General features: G+C 54.3%; 20 protein-coding genes, 1 tRNA gene and 1 other RNA gene. 14 read left to right on the forward strand and 8 right to left on the reverse strand.

Going from position 1 to position 23,037, the window contains the following annotated elements; translation table 11 throughout:
• Positions 1–49: 49 nt before the first annotated feature.
• The 4 genes from urtA to atzF form a co-directional block, all read right to left on the reverse strand.
• Complete coding sequence (urtA, locus tag J1778_RS06640; protein WP_217172502.1) at positions 50–1,318, reverse strand: urea ABC transporter substrate-binding protein; 1,269 nt, start codon at positions 1,316–1,318, stop codon at positions 50–52.
• Between the two features lie 68 nt (positions 1,319–1,386).
• Positions 1,387–2,109 carry a GntR family transcriptional regulator gene (locus J1778_RS06645; RefSeq protein ID WP_217172503.1) on the reverse strand — a complete coding sequence of 241 codons (723 nt, stop codon included), beginning with the start codon at positions 2,107–2,109 and terminating at the stop codon, positions 1,387–1,389.
• 26 nt (positions 2,110–2,135) lie between these two features.
• A complete protein-coding gene (gene uca, locus J1778_RS06650) occupies positions 2,136–5,768 on the reverse strand; it encodes an urea carboxylase (protein ID WP_217172504.1) in 3,633 nt (1,210 codons plus the stop codon).
• Positions 5,769–5,778: 10 nt separating this feature from the next.
• Complete coding sequence (gene atzF, locus J1778_RS06655) at positions 5,779–7,626, reverse strand: allophanate hydrolase (protein WP_217172505.1); 1,848 nt, start codon at positions 7,624–7,626, stop codon at positions 5,779–5,781.
• A gap of 270 nt (positions 7,627–7,896) precedes the next feature.
• Here atzF and relB point away from each other — a divergent pair, with 270 nt between their 5' ends.
• The 7 genes from relB (at position 7,897) to J1778_RS06690 (ending at position 13,153) form a co-directional block, all read left to right on the forward strand.
• Complete coding sequence (gene relB, locus J1778_RS06660; RefSeq protein WP_217172506.1) at positions 7,897–8,358, forward strand: type II toxin-antitoxin system RelB family antitoxin; 462 nt, start codon at positions 7,897–7,899, stop codon at positions 8,356–8,358.
• 3 nt (positions 8,359–8,361) lie between these two features.
• Positions 8,362–9,807, forward strand: a complete 1,446-nt coding sequence (locus tag J1778_RS06665; protein WP_217172507.1) for an alpha/beta hydrolase — start codon at positions 8,362–8,364, stop codon at positions 9,805–9,807.
• A gap of 65 nt (positions 9,808–9,872) precedes the next feature.
• Positions 9,873–10,337 (forward strand): MarR family winged helix-turn-helix transcriptional regulator, encoded by a 465-nt coding sequence (locus tag J1778_RS06670; RefSeq protein WP_369920440.1) that lies wholly within the window; start codon positions 9,873–9,875, stop codon positions 10,335–10,337.
• 131 nt (positions 10,338–10,468) lie between these two features.
• Positions 10,469–10,891, forward strand: coding sequence for an organic hydroperoxide resistance protein (locus J1778_RS06675; protein WP_112291684.1), 423 nt, complete (start codon positions 10,469–10,471; stop codon positions 10,889–10,891).
• A 242-nt stretch (positions 10,892–11,133) separates the two neighbouring features.
• Positions 11,134–12,813, forward strand: coding sequence for a kdo(2)-lipid A phosphoethanolamine 7''-transferase (gene eptB, locus J1778_RS06680; RefSeq protein ID WP_217172508.1), 1,680 nt, complete (start codon positions 11,134–11,136; stop codon positions 12,811–12,813).
• 100 nt (positions 12,814–12,913) lie between these two features.
• Positions 12,914–12,990: transfer RNA gene (locus tag J1778_RS06685), tRNA-Pro, on the forward strand.
• A 33-nt stretch (positions 12,991–13,023) separates the two neighbouring features.
• Positions 13,024–13,153, forward strand: a non-coding RNA gene (locus tag J1778_RS06690) — RtT sRNA.
• Positions 13,154–13,241: 88 nt separating this feature from the next.
• Here J1778_RS06690 and J1778_RS06695 read toward each other — a convergent pair.
• Both J1778_RS06695 and J1778_RS06700 read right to left on the reverse strand, forming a co-directional pair.
• Positions 13,242–13,571: a type II toxin-antitoxin system RelE/ParE family toxin gene (locus J1778_RS06695; RefSeq protein ID WP_217172509.1), complete on the reverse strand. Its 330-nt coding sequence runs from the start codon at positions 13,569–13,571 to the stop codon at positions 13,242–13,244.
• Positions 13,540–13,776, reverse strand: coding sequence for a ParD-like family protein (locus tag J1778_RS06700; protein WP_217172510.1), 237 nt, complete (start codon positions 13,774–13,776; stop codon positions 13,540–13,542). Before J1778_RS06700 ends, J1778_RS06695 begins: the two co-directional genes overlap by 32 nt.
• 953 nt (positions 13,777–14,729) lie before the next feature.
• Between J1778_RS06700 and dppA the strand changes: the two genes are divergently transcribed.
• The 7 genes from dppA to J1778_RS06735 all read left to right on the forward strand — a co-directional run bounded on the left by dppA (position 14,730) and on the right by J1778_RS06735 (position 21,456).
• Entirely contained in the window at positions 14,730–16,337 is a 1,608-nt protein-coding gene (gene dppA, locus J1778_RS06705) for a dipeptide ABC transporter periplasmic-binding protein DppA (RefSeq protein WP_217172511.1), read from the forward strand.
• A gap of 205 nt (positions 16,338–16,542) precedes the next feature.
• Positions 16,543–17,562 (forward strand): dipeptide ABC transporter permease DppB, encoded by a 1,020-nt coding sequence (gene dppB, locus J1778_RS06710; protein WP_152323666.1) that lies wholly within the window; start codon positions 16,543–16,545, stop codon positions 17,560–17,562.
• Positions 17,563–17,572: 10 nt separating this feature from the next.
• On the forward strand, positions 17,573–18,487 hold the full coding sequence (dppC, locus tag J1778_RS06715) for a dipeptide ABC transporter permease DppC (RefSeq protein ID WP_013573446.1): 915 nt from the start codon (positions 17,573–17,575) through the stop codon (positions 18,485–18,487).
• 10 nt (positions 18,488–18,497) lie between these two features.
• Positions 18,498–19,523, forward strand: a complete 1,026-nt coding sequence (dppD, locus tag J1778_RS06720) for a dipeptide ABC transporter ATP-binding protein (RefSeq protein WP_217172512.1) — start codon at positions 18,498–18,500, stop codon at positions 19,521–19,523.
• Complete coding sequence (gene dppF, locus J1778_RS06725; RefSeq protein ID WP_217172513.1) at positions 19,513–20,535, forward strand: dipeptide ABC transporter ATP-binding subunit DppF; 1,023 nt, start codon at positions 19,513–19,515, stop codon at positions 20,533–20,535. Before dppD ends, dppF begins: the two co-directional genes overlap by 11 nt.
• A 119-nt stretch (positions 20,536–20,654) precedes the next feature.
• Complete coding sequence (locus tag J1778_RS06730; RefSeq protein ID WP_217172514.1) at positions 20,655–21,044, forward strand: polymorphic toxin type 44 domain-containing protein; 390 nt, start codon at positions 20,655–20,657, stop codon at positions 21,042–21,044.
• Complete coding sequence (locus J1778_RS06735) at positions 21,022–21,456, forward strand: hypothetical protein (protein WP_217172515.1); 435 nt, start codon at positions 21,022–21,024, stop codon at positions 21,454–21,456. The genes J1778_RS06730 and J1778_RS06735 overlap by 23 nt, the downstream gene beginning before the upstream one ends.
• Positions 21,457–21,522: 66 nt before the next feature.
• On the opposite strand, the gene J1778_RS06740 is transcribed toward J1778_RS06735, so the two are convergent.
• Positions 21,523–22,536: a family 8 glycosyl hydrolase gene (locus J1778_RS06740; RefSeq protein WP_217172516.1), complete on the reverse strand. Its 1,014-nt coding sequence runs from the start codon at positions 22,534–22,536 to the stop codon at positions 21,523–21,525.
• Positions 22,537–22,545: 9 nt separating this feature from the next.
• Positions 22,546–23,025: a cellulose biosynthesis protein BcsD gene (gene bcsD, locus J1778_RS06745; RefSeq protein WP_217172517.1), complete on the reverse strand. Its 480-nt coding sequence runs from the start codon at positions 23,023–23,025 to the stop codon at positions 22,546–22,548.
• Between the last annotated feature and the right edge of the window lie 12 nt (positions 23,026–23,037).

The following is a 23,037-nucleotide window of genomic DNA, read 5'->3' on the forward strand; positions in this document are numbered from 1 at the left end:
AGCTGACCGGTTTACTCTTCAACCTCTTCGTAAGAAGAAGCTAAAACAATCAGTTAGTCGTTTTCACCGGGGTATCTGGTTTTTTATCGTTACCCGCGATATACGGGCTCCACGGCTGGGCGCGGATCGGTTTATCGGTCTGCCAGACCACGTTGAACTGACCGTTAGATTCGATTTCGCCGATCATCACCGGTTTGTGCAGGTGATGGTTGGTTTTATCCATGGTCAGCGTGAAGCCGGACGGCGCGGCGAAGGTCTGTCCGGCCATCGCGGCACGGACTTTATCCACGTCCGTCGTACCGGCTTTTTCTACCGCCTGCGCCCACATATGGATGCCGACATAGGTCGCTTCCATCGGGTCGTTGGTCACTGCGGTATCGGCGTTCGGCAGGTTGTGCGCCTTAGCGTAAGCCTTCCATTCAGCCACGAATTTCTTGTTGGTCGGGTTATCCACCGACTGGAAGTAGTTCCATGCCGCGAGATCGCCAACCAGCGGTTTGGTGTCGATGCCGCGCAGTTCTTCTTCACCGACCGAGAATGCCACCACAGGGACGTCTGTAGCTTTTACGCCCTGATTGGCCAGCTCTTTGTAAAACGGCACGTTGGAATCGCCGTTGATGGTGGAGATCACGGCGGTTTTGCCGCCTGCGGAGAATTTCTTAATGTTTGAGACGATGGTCTGATAATCGCTGTAACCGAACGGCGTATAGACTTCTTCGATGTCGCTGTCTTTCACGCCTTTGGAATGCAGGAAGGCGCGCAGGATTTTGTTGGTAGTGCGCGGATACACGTAGTCGGTGCCGAGCAGGAAGAAGCGTTTCGCCGCGCCGCCGTCTTCACTCATCAGATATTCCACCGCCGGAATGGCTTGCTGGTTAGGCGCGGCGCCGGTGTAGAACACGTTTGGCGACATCTCTTCACCCTCGTACTGCACCGGATAGAACAGCAGGCCGTTCAGCTCTTCAAACACCGGCAGCACGGATTTACGCGACACCGACGTCCAGCAGCCGAACACCACCGCAACTTTATCCTGCGTCAGCAACTGACGGGCTTTTTCAGCAAACAGCGGCCAGTTAGAAGCCGGATCGACCACCACCGGCTCGAGCTTTTTGCCGAGCACGCCACCTTTGGCGTTGATGTCGTCAATAGTCATCAGCGCCACATCTTTCAGCGGCGTTTCGGAAATAGCCATGGTGCCGGAAAGCGAATGCATGATACCGACTTTAATGGTGTCGGCAGCCTGCGCGCTCCAGGCTAAACCCATGCTGACTACGGTGGCGGAAAGAGCAAAGGCTTTAATAAAACGTCGACGTTGCATAGATGTACCCTCTGGAAAAAGTTAAGAGAACGCTGTTATGTAGGAAGTCGAAAAAACATTTAAAAAAGTCATGACGGGTTGCCCTCGTCACTCTCCGCCCGCGCCCGGTGCAGCATATGCAGGGTAATTTTGCGCACCTCGGCTTTACTGACGGCAATGTGGTCGTGTAACTGGCGCTGTGCCTCCTCAGTCTGTTGTTGGATGATGGCGAGCAAAATGCCCGCGTGCTCTTTATAGGTGGCGTTGACGCGCTCACCTTTGGTGAAATCCAGACGCCGGATAATGCGGATTTTCTCCGTCAGCTCGCGGTGGATACGCGCCATTTCGGCGTTTCCGGCCGCAGCGACCAGCGTCATGTGAAACTCTTCGTCATAGCGCGACACCAGCTGGCCATCAGTCAGTTGCGGCTGATCGATCCAGAAGGCCTTCAGCTCGCCAAGTTGCAACGGCTGAGCGGCGGGCGGCAGGGCACACAGACGCTTCACCGCTTCCAGTTCCAGCACGATGCGCAGGTCATACAGTTGCTCGAAAAAATCGAAATCGAACGGACGAACCTGCCAGCCGCTGCGGAAAAACACTTCGACATAGCCTTCGTGTTCCAGCCAGAACAGTGCCTGACGCACCGGGGTGCGGCTGACCTCCATCCGGTCGGCGATGTCGTTTTCGCTAAACCGGTCACCGGGCAGCAGGCGGAAGCTGAAAATGTCGTCTTTCAGTTGCTGATAAATGCGTTCCGCCAGCCCTTGCGGACGGTTTTTACTGCGTGAAGATGTAGAGCCCGTCAGTTGCATGTAATATTCCCTGTATGTCGGTAGCCTTAAACGGCTGCGTCCAGCCACAGCAAAGCATCGCCCGGTCCGACCGGACGCCCCTGCTGGCAACTGATTTTCAGTACGGTTCCGGCGCACGGCGCATTCACTGACAGCTCCATTTTCATGGCTTCGACCACGATCAGCGGCTGGCCTTCTTCGACCTGCTGGCCCGGCTCTACCAGAATTTTCCAGACGTTGCCGTTCAGGTCGGCGCTGACGACATGCCCGTCCTGATCCGCATCGTCTTCCACTAACTGCACGGCGTTGGCGGCGGCTTCCACCGCGGCGCTTTCGGCTTCATGCCAGTGCGCCACTTCGCGGGTAAAGGCTTCGGTTTGTTTCGAGCGGAAGTCAGCAATATCGGCGGCGTTATCGACAAGAAATTGCGTATATTGCGCAAAATCGAACTCGGTTTCTTCGATGCGGATGTGAGCACGGCCTTCGCGGAACGCCTCGCGCTGGATCTCCAGTTCGGCTTCGGTCACCTCGTAAAACCGCACCTGATCGAAGAAATGCAGCAGCCAGGGTTCGCCGTTTTTAAACTGCTCATTCTTGAGAAACTTATTCCAGATGGGCAGCGTGCGGCCGACCAGCTGATAGCCGCCCGGCGAATCCATGCCATAAATGCACATGTACATGCCGCCGATGCCCACCGTGCCTTCGGCAGTAAAGGTGCGCGCCGGGTTGTATTTGGAACTGAGCAGGCGATGGCGCGGATCGACCGGCACCGCACACGGCGCGCCGAGATACACATCCCCCAGCCCGAGGATCAGATAGCTGGCGTCGAAAATGATGTTTTTTACTTCGTCGCGGCTCGCCAGCCCGTTGGTGCGCTGGATGAAATCGACGTTATTCGGCAACCACGGTGCGTCGGCCCGCACAGTTTGCTGATAGCGTTCGACCGCGCCGAGCGTGGCGGAATCTTCAAATGCCATCGGCATATGCACGATGCGGGTCGGGATTTTGAGCTGGCTGACATCGGCCAGATTGTGTTCCAGCGTCAGTAAATGTTGCAGCAACGCTGTCTGATGCAACACGCGGCTGTCGTAGCGGATTTGCAGCGAACGCACGCCCGGCGACAGTTCTTCAATACCCTGCTGACCGGCGGCTTTGATGGCGTTCATCAGCAGGTAAATGCGCATACGCACCGCCAGATCCAGCACGTTGTCGCCGTACTCAATCAGCACATAGCCATCGCCCGCCTGACGATATTCCACCGCAGGACGTTCAGCCGTCGCCGGTAATGCCGCGAGAATGGTGGCGGAAGCCGTGGTGTCCGGCAGCAACGACGGCACCGGCAGCGCCATCGCGTTGACTGGCATCAGCGAATCCAGCGTGGCTTGCTGCGCCAGTTCCAGCGCCTGTGCCTGTTCAAAACTGACCGGATGAAAACGGATTTTATCGCCCGGTTTCACCTGACCGACTTTCCACAATTCGGCTTTGGCAATGGTTACCGGACAGACGAAACCACCGAGGCTTGGTCCGTCGCGGGTCAGAATGACCGGGAAGTCGCCGGTGAAATTAATCGCACCGATGGCGTACTCGCAGTCATGCACGTTCGACGGATGCAGACCGGCTTCGCCGCCGTCCTGCCGTGCCCACTGCGGTTTCGGGCCGACCAGCCGCACACCAAGACGGTTAGAGTTGTAATGCACCTGCCATTCAGACCGGAAGAAAGTGTCGATAGATTCTCTGGTGAAGAAATCCGGCGCGCCGTGCGGCCCGTAAAGCACGGCGATATTCCAGATGTCGCTGTAAGGCGAAACGATATTTTCCGCCGCCGCCTGTGGCAAACCGACCGGCGCGGGCGTAGTGCAGGCCGCGAGCTCCGGCTGCGAAACGGTGAGCATGTCGGCAACACGCAGCGTCCGGCCGGCATGACCACCAAACTGTCCGAGTGCAAAGGTCGAACGGCTGCCGAGATATACCGGTACGTCGAAACCGTTACGCACGGCAAGATACGTGCGGCAACCCTGCATGGCGCGTCCAATCGTCAGCGTCTGACCGGCTTTTACGTTCACCGGCTGCCAGTAAGAAACAGCTTCGCCATCGAGCGTCGCCGGACAGCGTGCGCCGGTCAGTGCGATCACCGCGTCGCAATGAAAACGCAGCACTGGCCCCTGTAACGTGAATTCCAGACCGGCGGCATCCAGATGATTGCCGACAATGCGGTTGGCGAGACGGAAGGCAAAATCGTCCATCGGACCTGAAGGCGGTACGCCGATATCCCAGTAACCGAGACGCCCCGGATAATCCTGCACGCTGCTGTAAGTGCCGGGCGCGATCACTTCGATGGCGTTTGGTGAGAAGGCAAAACTGTCGAGCATGCGCGTCCACATTTCACCGTCGCGGAACACCGGCGTGGCAACCACCTGACGCAGATAATCGATATTGGTGGCGATGCCGTGCAGGCGGGTGGCGGCCAGCGCGGCAGACATTTTCGCCAGTGCGTCCTGACGGTCGGTACCCTTAACAATCAGTTTGGCAATCATCGGGTCGTAAAATGCCGACACTTCACTGCCGGCAGAAACCCAGCCATCAACGCGCACGTCTTCGGGGAAAAAGACTTCGGTCAGCACGCCCGGACTCGGCTGGAAATTCTTCAGCGGATCTTCGGCATAGATTCGCACTTCCATCGACGCGCCCTGCGGGGCTTTTTCCATTGCAGGCCAGTCCGGCGGCTCGTCTGCGGCGACTTTTAACATGCATTCGATGAGATCCAGGCCGGTGACCATTTCGGTGACCGGATGCTCCACCTGCAAACGGGTATTCACTTCGAGAAAATAAAATTCGTCGCGCGCGGCGTCATAGATAAATTCAACGGTTCCGGCGCTGCGGTAATTCACCGATTCGCCCAGCTGCACGGCGGCGCGATGTAACGCTTCGCGGCTGGCCTGGGGCAGATTGGGCGCAGGGGTCTCTTCCACCACTTTCTGATTGCGGCGCTGCAACGAACAGTCGCGTTCGCCGAGCGCAACCACACGGCCTTTGCCGTCGCCAAAAATCTGTACTTCGACGTGACGGGCGCGATCGATAAAGCGTTCGAGAAACACACCGGCATCCCGGAAAAACTGCTCGCCGAGACGCTTCACGCTGTCCCACGCGGCGCGCAGGGCATCTTCATCGTCACAGCGCGTCAGGCCAATGCCTCCGCCACCTGCGGTGCTTTTCAGCATCACCGGATAACCGATTTCTGCTGCGGCGCTGACTGCATCGTCAAGGCTGCCGAGCAACCCGGTGCCCGGCGTCATCGGCACATTCGCGGCACCGGCTAATTCACGGGCACGGTGTTTGAGGCCAAACTCACGGATTTGTCCGGCGGTCGGACCGATAAACGCAATGCCCGCCGTCCCGCAGGCATCGGCAAATTCTGCGCTTTCGGATAAAAAGCCGTAGCCCGGATAAATCGCCTGCGCGCCGGTTTCTTTCGCGGCGGCCAGAATTTTGTCGATCATCAGGTAGCTTTCACTGGCCTTTTCGCCGCCAAGCGCGATGGCGATATCAGCCTGCGTGACGTGCGGCGCATTGCGGTCAGCGTCGGAATAAACCGCCACGCTGGTGACGCCCAGACGTTTAAGCGTGCGGATCGCGCGGCAGGCGATTTCGCCACGGTTAGCAATTAAAACGGTGTTAAACATGTACGCGCCCTCAGCTTTTTACCGGTGATTTCAGGCTCTGGATGTAACTTCTCCAGCCGCCAAATGCGGTGATATCGGTGGCCTCGCCAGTCGCCCACGGCTCGCAGATAAAGCCTTTGACGATGCGTCCGTCGGCCAGTTCGAGCGAGCCGATACCGAGTGGTGCCGGGATTTCAGCGACGAATTCACCGAAGCGCGCCAGCGGGATATCCCACAGTTCGACGATAATCGCGCTGCCGCCTTCTGCCCGCACCAGCCCCGGTTTTGGCGGTTGGGTATTGGCGAGGGCGTAAAGTTTGTAGGTTGCCGCGGTAGTGGTCTGTTCGACGCGCACCGCATTGCGGCTGGTGAGCTGAAAATTCAGCGGCATGCCGGTCAGGTGTGCGCCAACCACGGCGATGCGCACACTGGCAGCACTGACCGGCGCAGATGTCATGAATTCTTCGGATTTCATTGCCCGCCCGGTTGCGCCAAGCGGCAGGCTCAGGCTGCGCTGCCAATGACGGCCAAAACTGGCCAGTGCATCGTCGTGCCAGGCCGGCGCGATCAGTGTGATCCCGGCGGGCAGGCCGTCGGCACGCAGGCTGGAAGGCAGCGCCAGCGCGGACAAATCCGCCAGATTGGTAAAGTTGGTGTAAATCCCAAACTGCGAGTTGTAGAGCACCGGTTCCTGAACCAGCTCTTGCTGTGTGCGGATGGTCGGTGATGTTGGCACCACCAGTGCGTCAAATCCTTCCAGCGTCAGATTGATTTTGCGTGACAGCTCTGCGCGTAAATATTCGGCGCGCCAGGCATCGCACGCGGTGTAGTTCAGGCCATTGGCGACAATCCCGCGTACTACAGGATCCATCGCTTCCGGGCTTTCTTCGAAAATTTCACCCACCGCCACGGTGCGTTCTGCCACCCACGCGCCGTAATACAATTGCTCGGCCAGTTCGCGAAACGGTGTGAAATCGACGGGGACGAGGGTGATGCCGCTGCTGTTCAGACGTTCCAGCGCCTGATCGAACTCAAATTCCGCCAGCGCGTCGCCGAAGAATTCCAGACTGTCTGGCACGGCAAAGCGCGGATGCGGTGACATGGCGACGGGGGCGGTGTGCGGATTTTTACGTGAATAGGCATCTGCGGCGTCATATCCGCCCGCAGCATGGGCGACGGCCTGAGCATCGGCGACTGTCAGGGCGAAAATCGAGACGGAATCATTGAGGCGGCATGCCGGAACCACGCCGGTATTCGACAGCCAGCCTTTGGTCGGTTTCAGCCCGATAACATTATTAAAGCCTGCCGGAACGCGCCCGGAACCGGCGGTGTCGGTGCCCAGCGAAAAGGCCACCAGCCCGCGTGCCAGCACTGAGGCCGAGCCAGAGCTGGAGCCGCCGCTGACGTAATCAGGATTGAAGGTATTAGCTACCGCGCCGAACGGCGAGCGGGTGCCGACCAGTCCGGTGGCGAACTGATCGAGATTGGTTTTGCCAATCACTATCGCGCCTTTGGCTTTCAGTCTGGCAATCACGGTGGCGTCTGTTTCTGCGGTATAAGCAAATGCCGGACACGCCGCCGTGGTCGGCCAGCCTGCGATATCCATATTATCTTTAACGGCGAATGGCACACCAAACAACGGCAGGGTACTCAGCGAGCCTTCAGCCTGAGCGCGCAGGGTTTCAAGGTGGAGGATTTGCGCCTCAAGCTGCTCTGCGGTGGCGAGATAAATCCAGGCATTGTCGCTTTGACTCAGGCTTCCCATTACCAGAGAAAGCGTGGTGCGCAGGCTGTCCGGCGCATTACGGTAATGCTGCTGCCATTCCCGCAAGGTAAAACCGCGAAAGGGTGATGCGGCGGTGTCTGAAACTGAAGCCATGTTTTGAATCCCATCTGGTATACAAGATTGAATTCATCTAAGCAAAGCCTGTGCCACATCATTATTGATTGATTTTATTAGGTTTGTTTATTGCATCATGACCGGGTTGTATATTTGTTGCACCACGAACGGAATGCAACTGAGCAAAAATGGGGCGAAAATTTGCGCGATGCCTCGCATCAAAAAGATAAATCTGGCTCAGCAGATGTATCGTTATATAGTTGTATGAACCGATGATTTATTATTATTTGCAGAAAGGCTGGTATGGATATGTCTAAAGAAACTATCGACCATTCCACATTAATTTGTCTGGCAGAAGCTGGTGCGGTCAGCCAGTTCAGCGTGGTCGCACAACAGGGAGGATGGATAATAATGATCAGATACGGCGAACATCAGCGGACCCTTATCGCACAACGCAGCGGTAAAGTGCGGGTTTTCAAGCGCTTCGACACGCTGGCGGCTTATTTAAAAGACCTGGGCATAAACCAGTTCGAAGTGGATATTACCGACTATGATCCTGTAGGGAGCGGTAAAGGAACTCGCCCCGACCGGTCGGCAGCGCTAAAAAGGGCGCATGAAGCTGCCGCGATGGATGAAGCCACCTATGATCTGTGGTTCCGGAAACGGGTTCAGGAATCACTGGATGATCCGCGCCCCGTCATTCCTCACGAACAGGTGAAGGCTGAGTTTGCAGCCCGGAAAGCCGCGTTACTTAAGGAACAGGAAAAGTAATTAATGCAACTTCGTCATCTCTCTGAACGCCTGAAAAAGCTGTTACTGGCGCTGATTCTGGTGATTATTACGCTGCTGGCTGTACGCACTTATGACGCCTTACAGGGGCCACCGCTTGAGCCTTGGCACAAACTGGTGCCCGACGAGCTGAGTACAGAGCAACTGGATAAGAGCGACTGGCCGGCGTATCTGCGCGCGGAGCAGCAGGCGTTTGCTGAAGTGAAGCAGCAGGTGACGGACAAACTCGACAGAGAGGACCGTATTCCGCTTAACCGCTATTACGATCGCAGCCCGATTTATCCCGAGCATTTTGCGCAGGACTGGAACCGCTCTTATGAGCTGATGCCCGACGGTAAACCGGTCGGCGCGGTGGTGTTGTTACACGGTCTGACCGATTCCCCTTACAGCCTGCGCCATATTGCGCAGGATTATCGTCGCCGTGGATTCGTCGCCGTCGGTATCCGCCTGCCCGGACACGGCACCGTGCCGGGCGGCCTGACCAGCGTCGACTGGGAACAGTGGCTGGCGGCAACGCGGCTGGCAATCCGCGAGGCACGACGTGCAGCGGGTGCGGATGTACCGCTGCAACTGGTCGGTTTTTCCAATGGCGGTGCGCTGGCCATGAAATACACCCTGGATTCACTCGATGACCCTGAGCTGGCACGGCCTTCGCGCGTGGTGCTGATTTCCCCGATGATCGGCGTGACCAGCTTCGCGCGCTTTGCCGGATATGCAGGCTGGCCGGCAATTTTCCCGGCCTTCGCCAAAACGGCCTGGCTGAATCTGATGCCGGAATTTAATCCGTTTAAATACAATTCATTCCCGGTGAAAGCGGCGCGTCAGTCTTATCTGCTGACCCATGTTTTGCAACAGCAAATCAGTAAAGACGCAGAGTCCGGTAAGCTTTCACAGTTACCGCCTGTGCTGGCTTTCCAGTCAGTGGTCGATTCTACGGTCAGTGCCCGCGCGGTGGTAACCGCCTTGTTTAATCAGCTCCCGGCAAACGGCAGCCAGCTGGTACTGTTTGATATCAACCGCAGTGCGTACGTCGGGCCGTTGCTGCGTCCTTCATCAGAAGCGGCGGTAGAGCGCCTGTTGCCTGCGCCGCCGCGTGCCTATCAGACGACGGTGATTACTAATGCCTCGCCGGATGATGCAGCCACGGTAGCTCAAACCACAGTGGCGGGGCAAAACAGCGCTTCAGTTACGCCACTGGGTCTGAGCTATCCTTCAGAATTCTATTCGCTTTCGCATGTCGCGCTGCCTTTTCCGACAGACGATTCGCTGTACGGGCGCAATCCACAAGGTCCGGCGCAATTTGGGCTTCGGCTTGGGACACTGGCCGCCCGGGGTGAAAGCGGCGCGCTGGTCGTGAGTATGGATCAGCTGATGCGGGTTTCATCTAACCCGTTTTATCCGTATATGCTGCAGCGAATTGAAGGTTTCTGAACCGTCTGGTTGAGATAACATAAAAAACGCTTGCGATAATATCGCGCGCTATATATATTGGCGACATGAACATGACAACAGATACCGACTCAACACAAAACGGCATGCTGCATCTGGATCAACAGATGTGTTTCGCGCTGTACTCCGCGAATCTGGCACTGCATAAGGTTTACCGTAAATTGCTCGGGCAACTCGAACTGACTTACCCGCAATATCTGGTGATGCTGGTGCTCTGGCAGCGTGATGAAGTCACGGTATCTGAAATCGGCGAAAAACTGTTTCTTGATTCTGCCACTTTAACGCCGCTATTAAAGCGTCTGGAAACCGCCGGTTTGCTGATGCGTCAGCGGGCGAAAGCCGATGAGCGCCAGGTGATTATCTCCCTGACCGCCGAAGGCAGGGCGTTACGCGAAAAAGCGCAGGGAATTCCCGAAGCCATTTTGTGTGCGACCGAATGTGAAGTTGGCGAGATTGTGGCGCTGAAGCAGCAGCTTGAAGTCTTACGGGCTAAGCTTCAGGATAAAGCGTAAAACTACGCTTTGAAGAGTGTTAAACAGACGAGTCTGAAGGAGCATCTTGGACTCGTTTGATAGAATCAAATAAGTAGTGTGCGATTAAATCGTTTAGTATTTTATGGCTCTCACTGATTAAGGAACGAAATATGTCTATTGAAAAAGTTGTGTATCGTGCTCATGCCTCAGCCACCGGTGGTCGTGATGGTCGTGCGACTTCTGACGACGGCGTTCTTGACGTCAAACTGGGTGTACCAAAAGAAATGGGCGGTATGGGCGGCGGCACCAACCCTGAACAGCTGTTTGCAGCCGGTTATTCGGCCTGCTTCCTCGGCGCGCTCAAAGCTGTTGCAGCACAGGAAAAAATTAAGATCCCAGCGGACGCGAAAATTGAAGGCGCAGTAGGCATCGGCGCAATTCCTGGCGGTTACGGTATCGAAGTTCAGCTGGATATCACCCTGCCGGGCTTCGAACGCAGCGAAGCAGAAGCGCTGGTGGCGAAAGCCCATCAGGTTTGCCCTTACTCCAATGCTACCCGTGGCAACATCGACGTCACTTTGAATATTAAGTAATTTTTAGTCATACCGCCTTCACCAGGGGCGTTTTAATGAAATATCAGGGAGGCTCCGGCCTCCTTTTTCATGTCTGAAAAACCCGCCATGATCTCTCTGTCTCCCCTGCAGGGCGCTTCTTTCCTGCTGTTCAGCCTGGTATGTATATAAACGTAATCTCGGCATAATCCGTGAACTCGACGGGCATAAACATGTCACAATGATTCAGAATCTTTCAAAAAACTTCCGGAAAACCACATTACATGAATAGAGTGAAGACTCTATCGCAGCAAAATATCTCTTTATTGTTAGCGATTTACATTGGCATCTTCCTGAATGTCTCCGTGTTTCAACGCCGCTTTGCCGCTCTGGTCAATCATTTCACTTCAACTGAACTGATTCAGGCGGTCACCGAAGTTTGTGCCATCGTCCTGTTTACCTTCTTCGTGCTGCGTTTAATTTCGCTGGGTGGAAAATTCTTCTTCCGCATCATCGCCACATTACTGGTGCTGATTTCGGTCGCTGCCAGTTATTACATGGTGATGTTCAACGTGGTGATCGGATACGGCATTGTCGTTTCGGTGATGACCACGGATATCGACCTCAGCAAAGAAATCATCGGGTGGCATCTGTTTATCTGGATGGCGCTGGTCAGTGCGGTTCCGATATTCGTTATCTGGAAAAACAACCTGCGTCTGACGCTGATTGAGCAGATAAAAACGCCGGGGCAACGTGCGTTGCCACTGATCGTTTTACTGGCGACAGCATTACTGGTCTGGCTGCCGCTGCGCTATCTCGACCACGAGCAAAGTGTGAATGAGAAGAAAACCAACGTCGATTTGCCCAGCTATGGTGGCGTTGTCGCGCACTCCTATTTGCCCTCTAACTGGCTGGCCGCGTTGGGTTTGTATGCCTATACGCAGGTTGATGAAAGCCGGGACGCCGGTAATTACTTTGATCCGGCGAAGGAGTTCACTTATGTGCCGCCCGCAGATATCGACGATACCTACGTCGTCTTTATCATCGGTGAAACCACCCGCTGGGATCACTTAGGCATTTTGGGGTATGAGCGCGATACCACGCCGCGCTTGTCGAAAGAAAAGAATCTGGTGGCATTCCGCGGGACGTCATGTGATACGGCAACCAAACTTTCTCTGCGCTGTATGTTTGTGCGCGAAGGCGGTACGGCAGATAACCCGCAGCGTACGTTGAAAGAGCAGAATATTTTCGCGGTGATGAAGTCGCTGGGCTTCACCTCTGAGCTGTTCGCGATGCAAAGCGAGCTATGGTTCTACAACAATGCGGACACCAATAACTTCTCTTTCCGCGAAATCATAGCCTCGGAAAAGCGCAACGACGGCAAGCCGGTCGATGACATGTTACTGGTCAATGAGTTACAGGAATCCCTGAGAACGCATCCGAAAGGTAAGCATCTGGTGATCCTGCATACAAAAGGCTCGCATTATCTCTATTCCCAGCGTTATCCGCGCAGTTACGCACGTTACACGCCGGAGTGTAAGAGCAACACGTGTACCAAAGAGGAACTGATCAACGCCTTTGATAACAGCGTGTTGTACACCGATACCTTTATCGACAACGTGATTGATCAGCTTCGTGATAAGAAAGCGCTGGTGTTTTACGCCTCTGACCACGGTGAATCAATTGATGAGAATTCACATCTGCACGGTACGCCACGTGAGATGGCCCCGCCGGAGCAGTTCCGCGTGCCGATGATGGTGTGGGCATCCGACAGTTTCCTGGAGCAGCCAGATCACAAGCTGGCGTTTGAGCAATTACAGGCGCAACAGCGGGTCGGTGCGAAGAAACGTCACGTTGAGCTATTCGATTCGATTTTAGGCTGTCTGGGTTATACATCGCCAGACGGAGGTATTAATCCTGCGAATAACTGGTGTGCCAAACCTCAGGCAGAACAGAAGCTATAGGTTATTTTGACGGCGTATAGGACAAAATCTGGTCAGTCAGTTCGGATGTTATAAAAAGCCGTTGACGCTCTGAGGGGGTCGCAGTAAGATGCGCCCCATTCGGCGAGTAGCGCAGCTTGGTAGCGCAACTGGTTTGGGACCAGTGGGTCGGAGGTTCGAATCCTCTCTCGCCGACCACATTTGAAAAACCTGCTTTTAAAGCAGGTTTTTTTTCGCCTGTAGTAAAACAGGATGAGAACCTCCGAAGGAGGTTTGAGCCGAGCGAAGCGAGACAACGTTGCTTTAGCAACGGCCCGCAGGGCAAGCATCGCAGATGCGCGTCATCCTCTCTCGCCGACCACATTTGAAAAACCTGCTTTTAAAGCAGGTTTTTTTTCGTCTGTAAAAAGCCCGCGTCCTTCCGGTTGCGGGTTTTAGCTTCTGAGATTTCATTTCATCATCTTCAAATCACCTTTACGGTGATTTTTATGATCCTGATAGAAGTTCTCATGAGAATCCAGGCTCAGCAGATACAGTTCTATTTTCTCTTCCCGCCAGCAGTAGCCCAGTAAAGCCTGCTGTTTTTCGAGCGGAAATTTATGCACTCTTAAATAGCTGAGATCGCCTTTCTTCAGTTCTCCGATCAGCGGATTTCCTTGTATGCGCTCAATTTCATCGTCGACGACAATCTGCTGTGACAAAGGCAATCTTCCAAATGCTCTGGTAAAGCGATGAGATTCAAACGTATCAATCCTTTGACCGCTCAGTCCTTCTGACATAGCGCGTTACCTTGTTGTTATCTATCTCATTTTTGGCTAATAACGTTTCCACAATAAACCTGTAAGTCAGATCGGGATTCTCTTCGGCTACCCGGCCGATTTTTGCCCAGTGTTCGATCTGTTTGGGAATGCTCCGGTGGGAGGCTTCTGCGTGTATTTTCACATCACTCACAAAATCATCATCTAAGCGAATACTGGTTGCCATGGTTTACCTCTGGTCGTTTCATATCCGATAGAAGGGTGCGCCATAACATTGCTTAATGCAACAAATTGTCGCGTAACTTAATTCGTTTCCTCATTTCCTGAGAACCGAGAATAGGCGGCGCTCCCCACGTAAGGAAGGGATTTTTGGCAGGACTTTTGAGGTCTGCGAGGTGTCATGTAATAAGGGTTGTCTGGATATTTTATTTGCACCCGACTTCTGGGACTTTCACGCAAATCGGGCAAGTAGTACGCTCTTACGAACAAGCAAAAAGTAAGCCAGAGTTTAAAAATTCCTTAACATATTCGTTTCAATTCATATCCGTCCTTTCCCTTCCTTATGCCGGAAAAACAGGCTAAACACGTACGCATAATGACCTGCACCAGTAGTGTGCATTTGCGCTATTTTGGGGTTTTTTGGCGGTGCCGGGGCAAACACGTTCCCTGACCGGGCACAGCCGTTTGCTGCACTTCCCAGCATTTTCCGCTGGTTTCCACCCCAATCTCAAAAATAACCGTTCATATATTCATCATTTAGCCAGAAATTTTTAGGGTTTTAAAATGGCCGAAACACCCAGGAATATTCTTTTACAAAGGGGATTGTGTGGTTATTTGCTGCGCAGACTGAACATTCGTCCTGAAATGGTTAACGAAATGTTTTTTTATGTTTGTTTGTTGTAACTCACAGTCTGTGTAAATGCCTGATGGTTATATTGACGTCAAGGAAAGGAGTTGCCAAATTGATAGCCCCAAGGAAGACCAGTGAATATTTCCGGTAAGGTTTTGTAAAGCCAACTTTACAGAACGCAGGAAAAAAATGGCAGTTCACCATGCTCTGGTTGGACTTATTGCAGCGCACGAGCAAACACAGTCACCCGCAAATAAAAATAAAGGGTGACGTGAGCTGTATACACAACACACACATCCACATCACCATTAATCGATGGAGCAGAAGCGATGACAATCTCTTTAGGTAAGTCGGGGCTACTGAAATTCAGTATGGGCCTGATTGCGCTGACCGTTGCGGCCAGTGTCCAGGCAAAAACGTTAGTGTATTGTTCTGAAGGTTCACCTGAAGGCTTTAACCCTCAGTTGTTCACCTCAGGCACCACGTATGACGCAAGCTCCGTGCCTATCTACAACCGTCTGGTTGAGTTCAAGATCGGCACCACCGAAATCCAGCCTGGTCTGGCTGAAAAGTGGGACATCTCTGCCGACGGCAAAACCTACACCTTCCATCTGCGCAAAGGCGTGAAATGGCAGGACAACAAGGAATTCAAACCGACCCGTGATTTCAACGCGGACGACGTTGTGTTCTCCTTCGAGCGTCAGCTGGACAAAAATAACGCATACCACGGTGTTTCTGGCGGCAGCTACGAATACTTCGAAGGTATGGGCATGGGCGATCTGATCAACAAGATCGTGAAAGTCGACGACAACACCGTGCAGTTCGTCCTCAACCGCCCTGAGTCTCCGTTCCTGGCTGACCTGGCGATGGACTTCGCTTCAATTCTGTCTGCGGAATACGCTGACAACATGATGAAAGCGAAAACGCCTGAGAAAGTTGACCTGGATCCAATCGGTACCGGTCCGTTCCAGCTTCTGCAATACCAGAAAGATTCACGCATCCTCTACAAAGCATTCCCGGGCTACTGGGGCACCAAGCCGCAGATCGACCGTTTAGTCTTCTCCATCACGCCTGATGCTTCCGTGCGTTACGCGAAACTGCAGAAAAACGAATGCCAGGTCATGCCGTATCCAAACCCGGCTGACATCGCAGCAATGAAAAAAGATAAAACCATCAACCTGATGCAACAGCCAGGTCTGAACGTGGGTTATCTGTCCTTCAACGTTGAGAAAAAACCACTGGATGAAGTGAAAGTGCGTCAGGCACTGACCATGGCTGTGAACAAAAAAGCCATCATCGATGCGGTTTATCAGGGTGCTGGCCAGCCGGCTAAAAACCTGATCCCACCAACAATGTGGGGCTACAACAAAGATGTGGTGGATTACGAATACAATCCTGAGAAAGCCAAAGAGCTGCTGAAAGAAGCAGGTCATGCAGACGGTTTCGCTATCGATCTGTGGGCGATGCCGGTACAGCGTCCGTACAACCCGAACGCGCGCCGTATGGCTGAAATGATCCAGGCTGACTGGGCGAAAATCGGCGTGAAAGCCAACATCGTGACTTACGAGTGGGGCGAATACCTCAAGCGTGCTAAGAACGGTGAGCACCAGTCTGTGATGATGGGCTGGACCGGCGACAATGGGGATCCGGATAACTTCTTCGCCACCCTGTTCAGCTGTGCAGCGGCGAAAGACGGTTCGAACTACTCCCGCTGGTGCTACAAGCCGTTTGAAGATTTGATCCAGCCAGCCCGTGCTGAATCTGATCACGCCAAACGTGCTGCGCTCTACCAGCAGGCTCAGGTGGTGATGCATGACCAGGCTCCGGCGCTGATCATCGCTCACTCCACTGTGTACGAACCGGTTCGTAAAGAAGTCAAAGGGTATGTCGTAGATCCGCTCGGCAAACACCACTTCGAAAACGTCTCAATGGAGTGATTGACTACTGAGCGCACAGGGAGCTGCGTTGTGCGGTGCTCGCAATTTTCGCCTACCTGATGGTATGTCTCAATTGCTCTGCTCCTCCGCCTTGCTCGCTGAGCGCTCACTACGTCTTTTAGTTCAGCGATATAAAGTTTTGTGAGCTATCAATAAGCCCGGCGAGCTACGGTTCTCCGGGCATTTTATACAGAGAGTACGGGATATGCTGCAGTTCATACTCCGACGTCTGGGGTTAGTTATCCCAACGTTTATCGGCATTACTTTGCTGACTTTTGCCTTCGTACACATGATACCAGGCGACCCGGTCACCATCATGGCAGGCGAGCGCGGGGTTTCCCCCGAACGTCATGCCCAGCTGATGGCAGATATGGGGCTCGACAAGCCTCTTTACCAGCAATATTTCAAATACGTGAACGGGGTGCTGCATGGCGACCTGGGCACTTCCTTAAAAAGCCGCACCCCTGTCTGGCAGGAATTTGTACCGCGCTTTAAAGCCACTCTGGAACTGGGCATCTGCGCGATGATTTTCGCGATCATTGTCGGTATTCCGGTGGGTGTGCTGGCGGCGGTAAAACGGGGATCGATATTCGACCACACGGCCGTGGGGATCTCGCTGACCGGTTATTCGATGCCGATATTCTGGTGGGGGATCATGCTGGTTATGCTGGTCTCGGTACAGCTTAACCTGACGCCCGTGTCGGGGCGAATAAGCGACACCGTCTTCCTCGATGACAGTCTGCCGCTGACCGGCTTTATGCTGATCGACACGTTGTTCTGGGGCGAACCGGGTGATTTCGTGGATGCTGTGATGCACATGATTTTACCGGCTATCGTACTGGGCACCATTCCGCTGGCGGTGATTGTGCGTATGACCCGTTCTTCCATGCTGGAAGTGCTGGGCGAAGACTATATCCGTACTGCGCGCGCCAAAGGCGTCAGCCGTATGCGGGTGATCGTCATTCACGCACTGCGCAATGCGCTGCTGCCGGTGGTGACCATCATTGGTTTGCAGGTCGGTACGCTGCTCGGCGGCGCTATCCTGACGGAAACCATCTTCTCCTGGCCGGGACTCGGCCGGTGGCTGATCGACGCACTCCAGCGCCGCGACTATCCGGTCGTGCAGGGCGGGGTGTTGCTGGTCGCTACTCTGATCATCGTGGTTAACCTGCTGGTAGATGTGCTCTACGGCGTGGTCAACCCGCGTATTCGCCACAAGAAATAAGGGGCGCACAATGTCTCAAACCACTGAGCCGGTCGCTAACGAGTTAGTGACGGCTGCGCCAGTGCCGATGCCGCCTTTGCGCGAATTCTGGCATTACTTCAAGCGTAATAAAGGGGCCGTGGTCGGCCTGGCTTACATCATTATCATGCTGGTCATTGCGATTGGCGCGAACGTGATTGCACCGCATCTGCCTGCTGAACAGTTCCGTGACGCGCTGCTGCGCCCGCCGGTCTGGATGGAAGGCGGTAGCTGGAAATTCCTGCTGGGCACCGACGACGTCGGCCGCGATATTCTGTCGCGTCTGATGTACGGCGCGCGTTTATCGCTGCTGGTCGGTTGTCTGGTCGTCGTACTTTCGCTGATCCTCGGCGTGGTGTTCGGTCTGTTTGCCGGTTACTACGGCGGTGTGGTTGACGCCATCATCATGCGTGTGGTCGATATCATGCTGGCCCTGCCAAGCCTGTTGCTGGCGCTGGTACTGGTGGCGATTTTCGGCCCGTCGATTGTCAATGCCTCGCTGGCACTGACATTTGTTGCCTTGCCGCACTATGTGCGTTTAACCCGCGCTGCGGTGCTGGTGGAAGTGAACCGCGACTATGTGACCGCGTCGCGCGTCGCCGGTGCCGGTTCTGCCCGTCAGATGTTCATCAACATTTTACCTAACTGCTTAGCGCCGCTGATTGTTCAGGCATCGCTTGGCTTCTCCAACGCCATCCTCGATATGGCAGCGTTGGGCTTCCTCGGTATGGGCGCACAGCCGCCAACGCCGGAGTGGGGCACCATGCTGTCGGACGTCTTACAGTTTGCTCAAAGTGCCTGGTGGGTCGTGACCTTCCCTGGCGTGATCATTCTGCTGACGGTACTGGCATTTAACCTGATGGGTGATGGCCTGCGTGATGCCCTCGACCCTAAACTTAAGCAGTAAGGGGTTGGAGATGGAAACAACATTAACGAATGGTGTTCAGGTCGGCAAAACGTTGCTGACTGTGGATAAACTCTCCGTTCACTTTGGTGACGAAGGCACGCCGTTCCGCGCCGTAGACCGTATCAGTTACAGCGTGAAACAGGGCGAAGTGGTCGGGATTGTCGGCGAGTCCGGCTCCGGTAAATCAGTCAGTTCACTGGCGCTGATGGGATTGATCGACTTCCCCGGCAAAGTGATGGCGGAGAAACTGGAATTCGGTGGCCGCAACCTGCAGGGCATCAGCGAAAAAGAGCGCCGCCAGATTGTCGGTGCCGAAGTCGCGATGATTTTCCAGGATCCGATGACCAGCCTGAACCCGTGTTACACCGTGGGTTTCCAGATTATGGAAGCCATCAAGGTGCATCAGGGGGGTAACAAAAAGACCCGTCGTCAGCGCACCATCGACTTGCTGAATCTGGTCGGCATTCCTGATCCGGCTTCGCGTCTCGATGTCTATCCGCACCAGCTTTCCGGCGGGATGAGTCAGCGCGTGATGATCGCGATGGCGATCGCCTGTCGCCCGAAATTGCTGATTGCCGATGAGCCGACCACTGCGCTCGACGTGACCATTCAGGCGCAGATCATCGAGCTGCTGCTTGAGCTGCAACAGAAAGAAAACATGGCGCTGATGCTGATCACCCATGACCTGGCACTGGTGGCGGAAGCCGCGCATCACATCATTGTGATGTACGCCGGTCAGGTGGTGGAATCGGCTAAAGCGACGGAAATCTTCCGTGCACCGCGACATCCGTATACTCAGGCGCTTCTGCGCTCGCTGCCGGAATTCGCCGCTGACAAAGCCCGTTTACAGTCATTGCCGGGCGTGGTGCCGGGCAAATATGACCGTCCAAACGGCTGTCTGCTCAATCCGCGCTGCCCGTATGCAACTGACCGTTGCCGTAAAGAAGAACCTGCGCTGCGTGACCTCGCAGACGGGCGTCAGTCGAAGTGCCATTATCCGCTGGATGATGCCGGGAGACCTACTTATGAGTCCTGATAACACCCAATCTCAGCCGCTGTTGCACGCGATTGACCTGAAAAAACATTACCCTGTTAAGAAGGGCATCTTCGGCCAGGAACGCACGGTGAAAGCGCTCGACGGCGTGTCGTTTACGCTCGAACGCGGCAAAACGCTGGCGGTGGTAGGGGAATCCGGTTGTGGTAAATCCACGCTGGGCCGTCTGCTGACCATGATTGAAGTGCCGACCGGCGGTGAGTTGTATTACCGCGGGCAGGATTTGCTGAAACCTGACGCGACCGCTGAAAAGCTGCGCCGTCAGAAGATCCAAATCGTGTTCCAGAATCCTTACGGATCGCTGAACCCGCGTAAGAAAGTCGGTCAGATCCTCGAAGAACCGTTGCTGATCAACACTAAACTGACCCGCGAAGAACGTCGCGAAAAGGCCCTGGCGATGATGGCGAAAGTTGGCCTGAAAACCGAGCACTACGACCGCTATCCGCACATGTTCTCCGGCGGTCAGCGTCAGCGTATTGCAATCGCCCGTGGTCTGATGCTGGATCCGGACGTGGTGATCGCCGATGAACCGGTTTCTGCGCTCGACGTTTCCGTGCGTGCGCAGGTACTGAACCTGATGATGGATTTGCAGCAGGATTTAGGGCTGTCATACGTCTTCATCTCGCATGATTTATCCGTGGTGGAACATATCGCTGATGAAGTGATGGTGATGTATCTCGGTCGTTGCGTGGAGAAGGGCTCGAAAGAGGCCGTCTTCAGCAATCCGCGTCATCCGTACACGCAGGCATTGCTGTCCGCGACGCCGCGTCTGAACCCGGACGAACGCCGTGAACGCATCAAGCTGACCGGCGAGCTGCCAAGCCCGCTGAATCCGCCAGCCGGTTGCGCCTTTAACGCCCGTTGCCGCCGTGCGTTCGGCACCTGCAAACAGTTCCAGCCGCAGCTGAAACAGTACGGCGACCAGCTCGTCGCCTGCTTCGCCGTTGACCAGGATGAAACCGGCACCACGCAGACCGTTGCCGTAAATCAGTAATATTGCTGATATGAAAAAGCCCGCGAAAAGCGGGCTTTTTTGTGGGTAATTTTCAGACACATTGGCAGATGAGATATTGATATGATGCCGGAATCCCCAAAAATAACAGGACGTTAATTATGGCATCTGTACCCTTATCTGGACCTGGCTCTCAGGTTGTTCAAAACAATATGAGAGAAGCCCGGCAGCATGGAACATCGAGAAACATGGCGACCGCCAGCACCTATTATTGGTTTTATCAGAAAGTGAGGAATCACGGTCCCTGGGATTATAAAGCCTATGATCCTTACTGGGCGGCCTTCGGCAATTTTAACTTTGGTGCGGCAGGAACGGCAGCAGGTATTCCGGCGACAACACTTCTTATGGGGGCTGGGTTTGCACAAGAACGTGCAGGAACATCGAAACCTGAATGGGGAAAATGGACTCAAAAGCCACCTTACGGAGATGACCCGACAGATCAACATAACATAAGAGAAGGGATCGATTATGCCATTCAAAATGGTTATTAGATGGCTACATCGTTTTGTCACTCTCGCCCTATTTCTGCTGGTGATGGGGTTCTGGTGGCTTAATCAGAGCGGGGATAATCCAGCCGGAGATAAACTGCTTCGCACACAAAAAATTAACGATCATATGTGGTTATATCTGACTGAAAGCCAAAGCGGGGGAGCGACGGTTCCTTTCCACTACCGGTATTATCTGGCTGGCGACCTGAAAGGCAGTAACAGTGAAATCGTTAAAAATCTGGCAGAGAGTTTTCCGTTTATCTCAGGGAGTGGAACAATTGCCGGTATCACTACCAGTGCAGATAACCGGGTGATGGTGACTTATAGCGGAAATGTTTTTTCTTTGAGTAATACCGCCAGCTACAAGTATGACGGGCAGAACTATACGACTCATTTTAGCTATCAGATTAATTAAAGGTCTACACATAATAAAAAAGGCCAGTCAGCATCCCCTGACTGGCCTTTTTATTCCAGAGTATGCTTATCCTTTATGACTCGCCCACCAGCTCAGCAGTTGCAGGGTGGAAGAGTAGTAATCGTCTTTCGGTGCCAGATTAGGGCTGATGGCTCCCGCGTTGGCCATGGTGAAATCGCGAATGGCTAACAGGCCCGGCGACATGTTGTAGGCCGCCCTGGTGCCGGTCATCACGTCAATCCACGCCGGTGTCGCGTCACGTGGGGATTTCTGCCACCACAGAATGAACGGCGCCATCTGCGGGCTGCCGGGATGTGCCCAGCCGAGATACAGCGGGATACGCACGGCATCGTAACTGAAACGCGTCGGCCAGCGGCTGGCCGGTTTCAGGGTGCCATCGGCCTGCATATCGACCCAGTCGGTTGGCAGACGGAATTCCCCAAACGCCATTTTACTGAGCATCGCGGTGCCGCTTTGATCCAAATCTTTCCAGACTTTCAAATGGCTGTGAGCGTAAAACGCCTGCCAGGCCGGGAAGATGAAATAGGACGGATTGACCGTCACGTTGCTGGTCTGATTGAAACCCTTCACGCCCGGCAGCATCACTTTGTACCCGGCGTAATCAATCACATTGTATTTAATCAGGGCCGCCTGCAATTTTTCGGAGGCTTTGGTGTAACGGCTGTCGTTCCACTTATCGCCCGCCAGCAGCAGCGCCCAAGCCATCAGCGTATCGCCATCAGAGGCGTTGTTAGTATCCGCCACATGCGGAGTGCTGTTCGGATCGTAACGCCATGAATAGAGGCCGATATCTTTGCGGTAAAGCGTGGTGTTTGCCCACTGCCAGAGTTTGTCGAAAGTCGCCTGATCGTCATTGAAGACCGCCAGCAGCATGCTGAAACCCTGACCTTCGGTGTGGCTGACGTTTTTATTGGCAGTATCGATGATGCGTCCGTCCGGCATCAGAAAGCGGCTTTTATACGCTGACCATCCTGAATCCTGAGCCATTACCGTGGAACTGAAAAATGCGAAAACAAGGCCGAACCACAGCACCAGACTGTAGCGTCGAAATAACAACATAGGGATCCCTTACAAACCATTTTGATAACGGAAAATGAACGCGCCTTCCGGTGTGCTTTCCTGCCAGCGCAGCGGAACATAAGGCTGCCCACCCTGTGACAATAACCATTCAGCGTACAGTCCTTCAAACAGCGAGATCAGCGCGATGCGCCACAGCTCATCATCCTGCCCTTGCGGCGAAACCGGCCACGCAATATGGACCAGCGCGAGCTGTTGCTGAGTGGCTTCCAGTTTCACCACCCCCCAGTCAAAACGGCTGAGAATGTGATTGATATTGTCTTCCAGCTCGCCGAGGGTCGACGAAGCGGGCAGCTGATGCTGGCGCGCCAGATTATTGCCCATCAGCGTGAGAAAACGCCGCCCATCTTCATCATCAGCGGAGGCCAGAATACCTGAAAATAGCACCTGCACCAGGCTTTGCCAGCCCGGTGTGGTATGACGCTGGCGGTAATATTCCTGCGCGACCTGAGTATAGTTATGTTCTTGCATGGTTTTATTTCA

This window comes from Rahnella bonaserana (assembly GCF_019049675.1).
Taxonomy (GTDB): domain Bacteria; phylum Pseudomonadota; class Gammaproteobacteria; order Enterobacterales; family Enterobacteriaceae; genus Rahnella; species Rahnella bonaserana.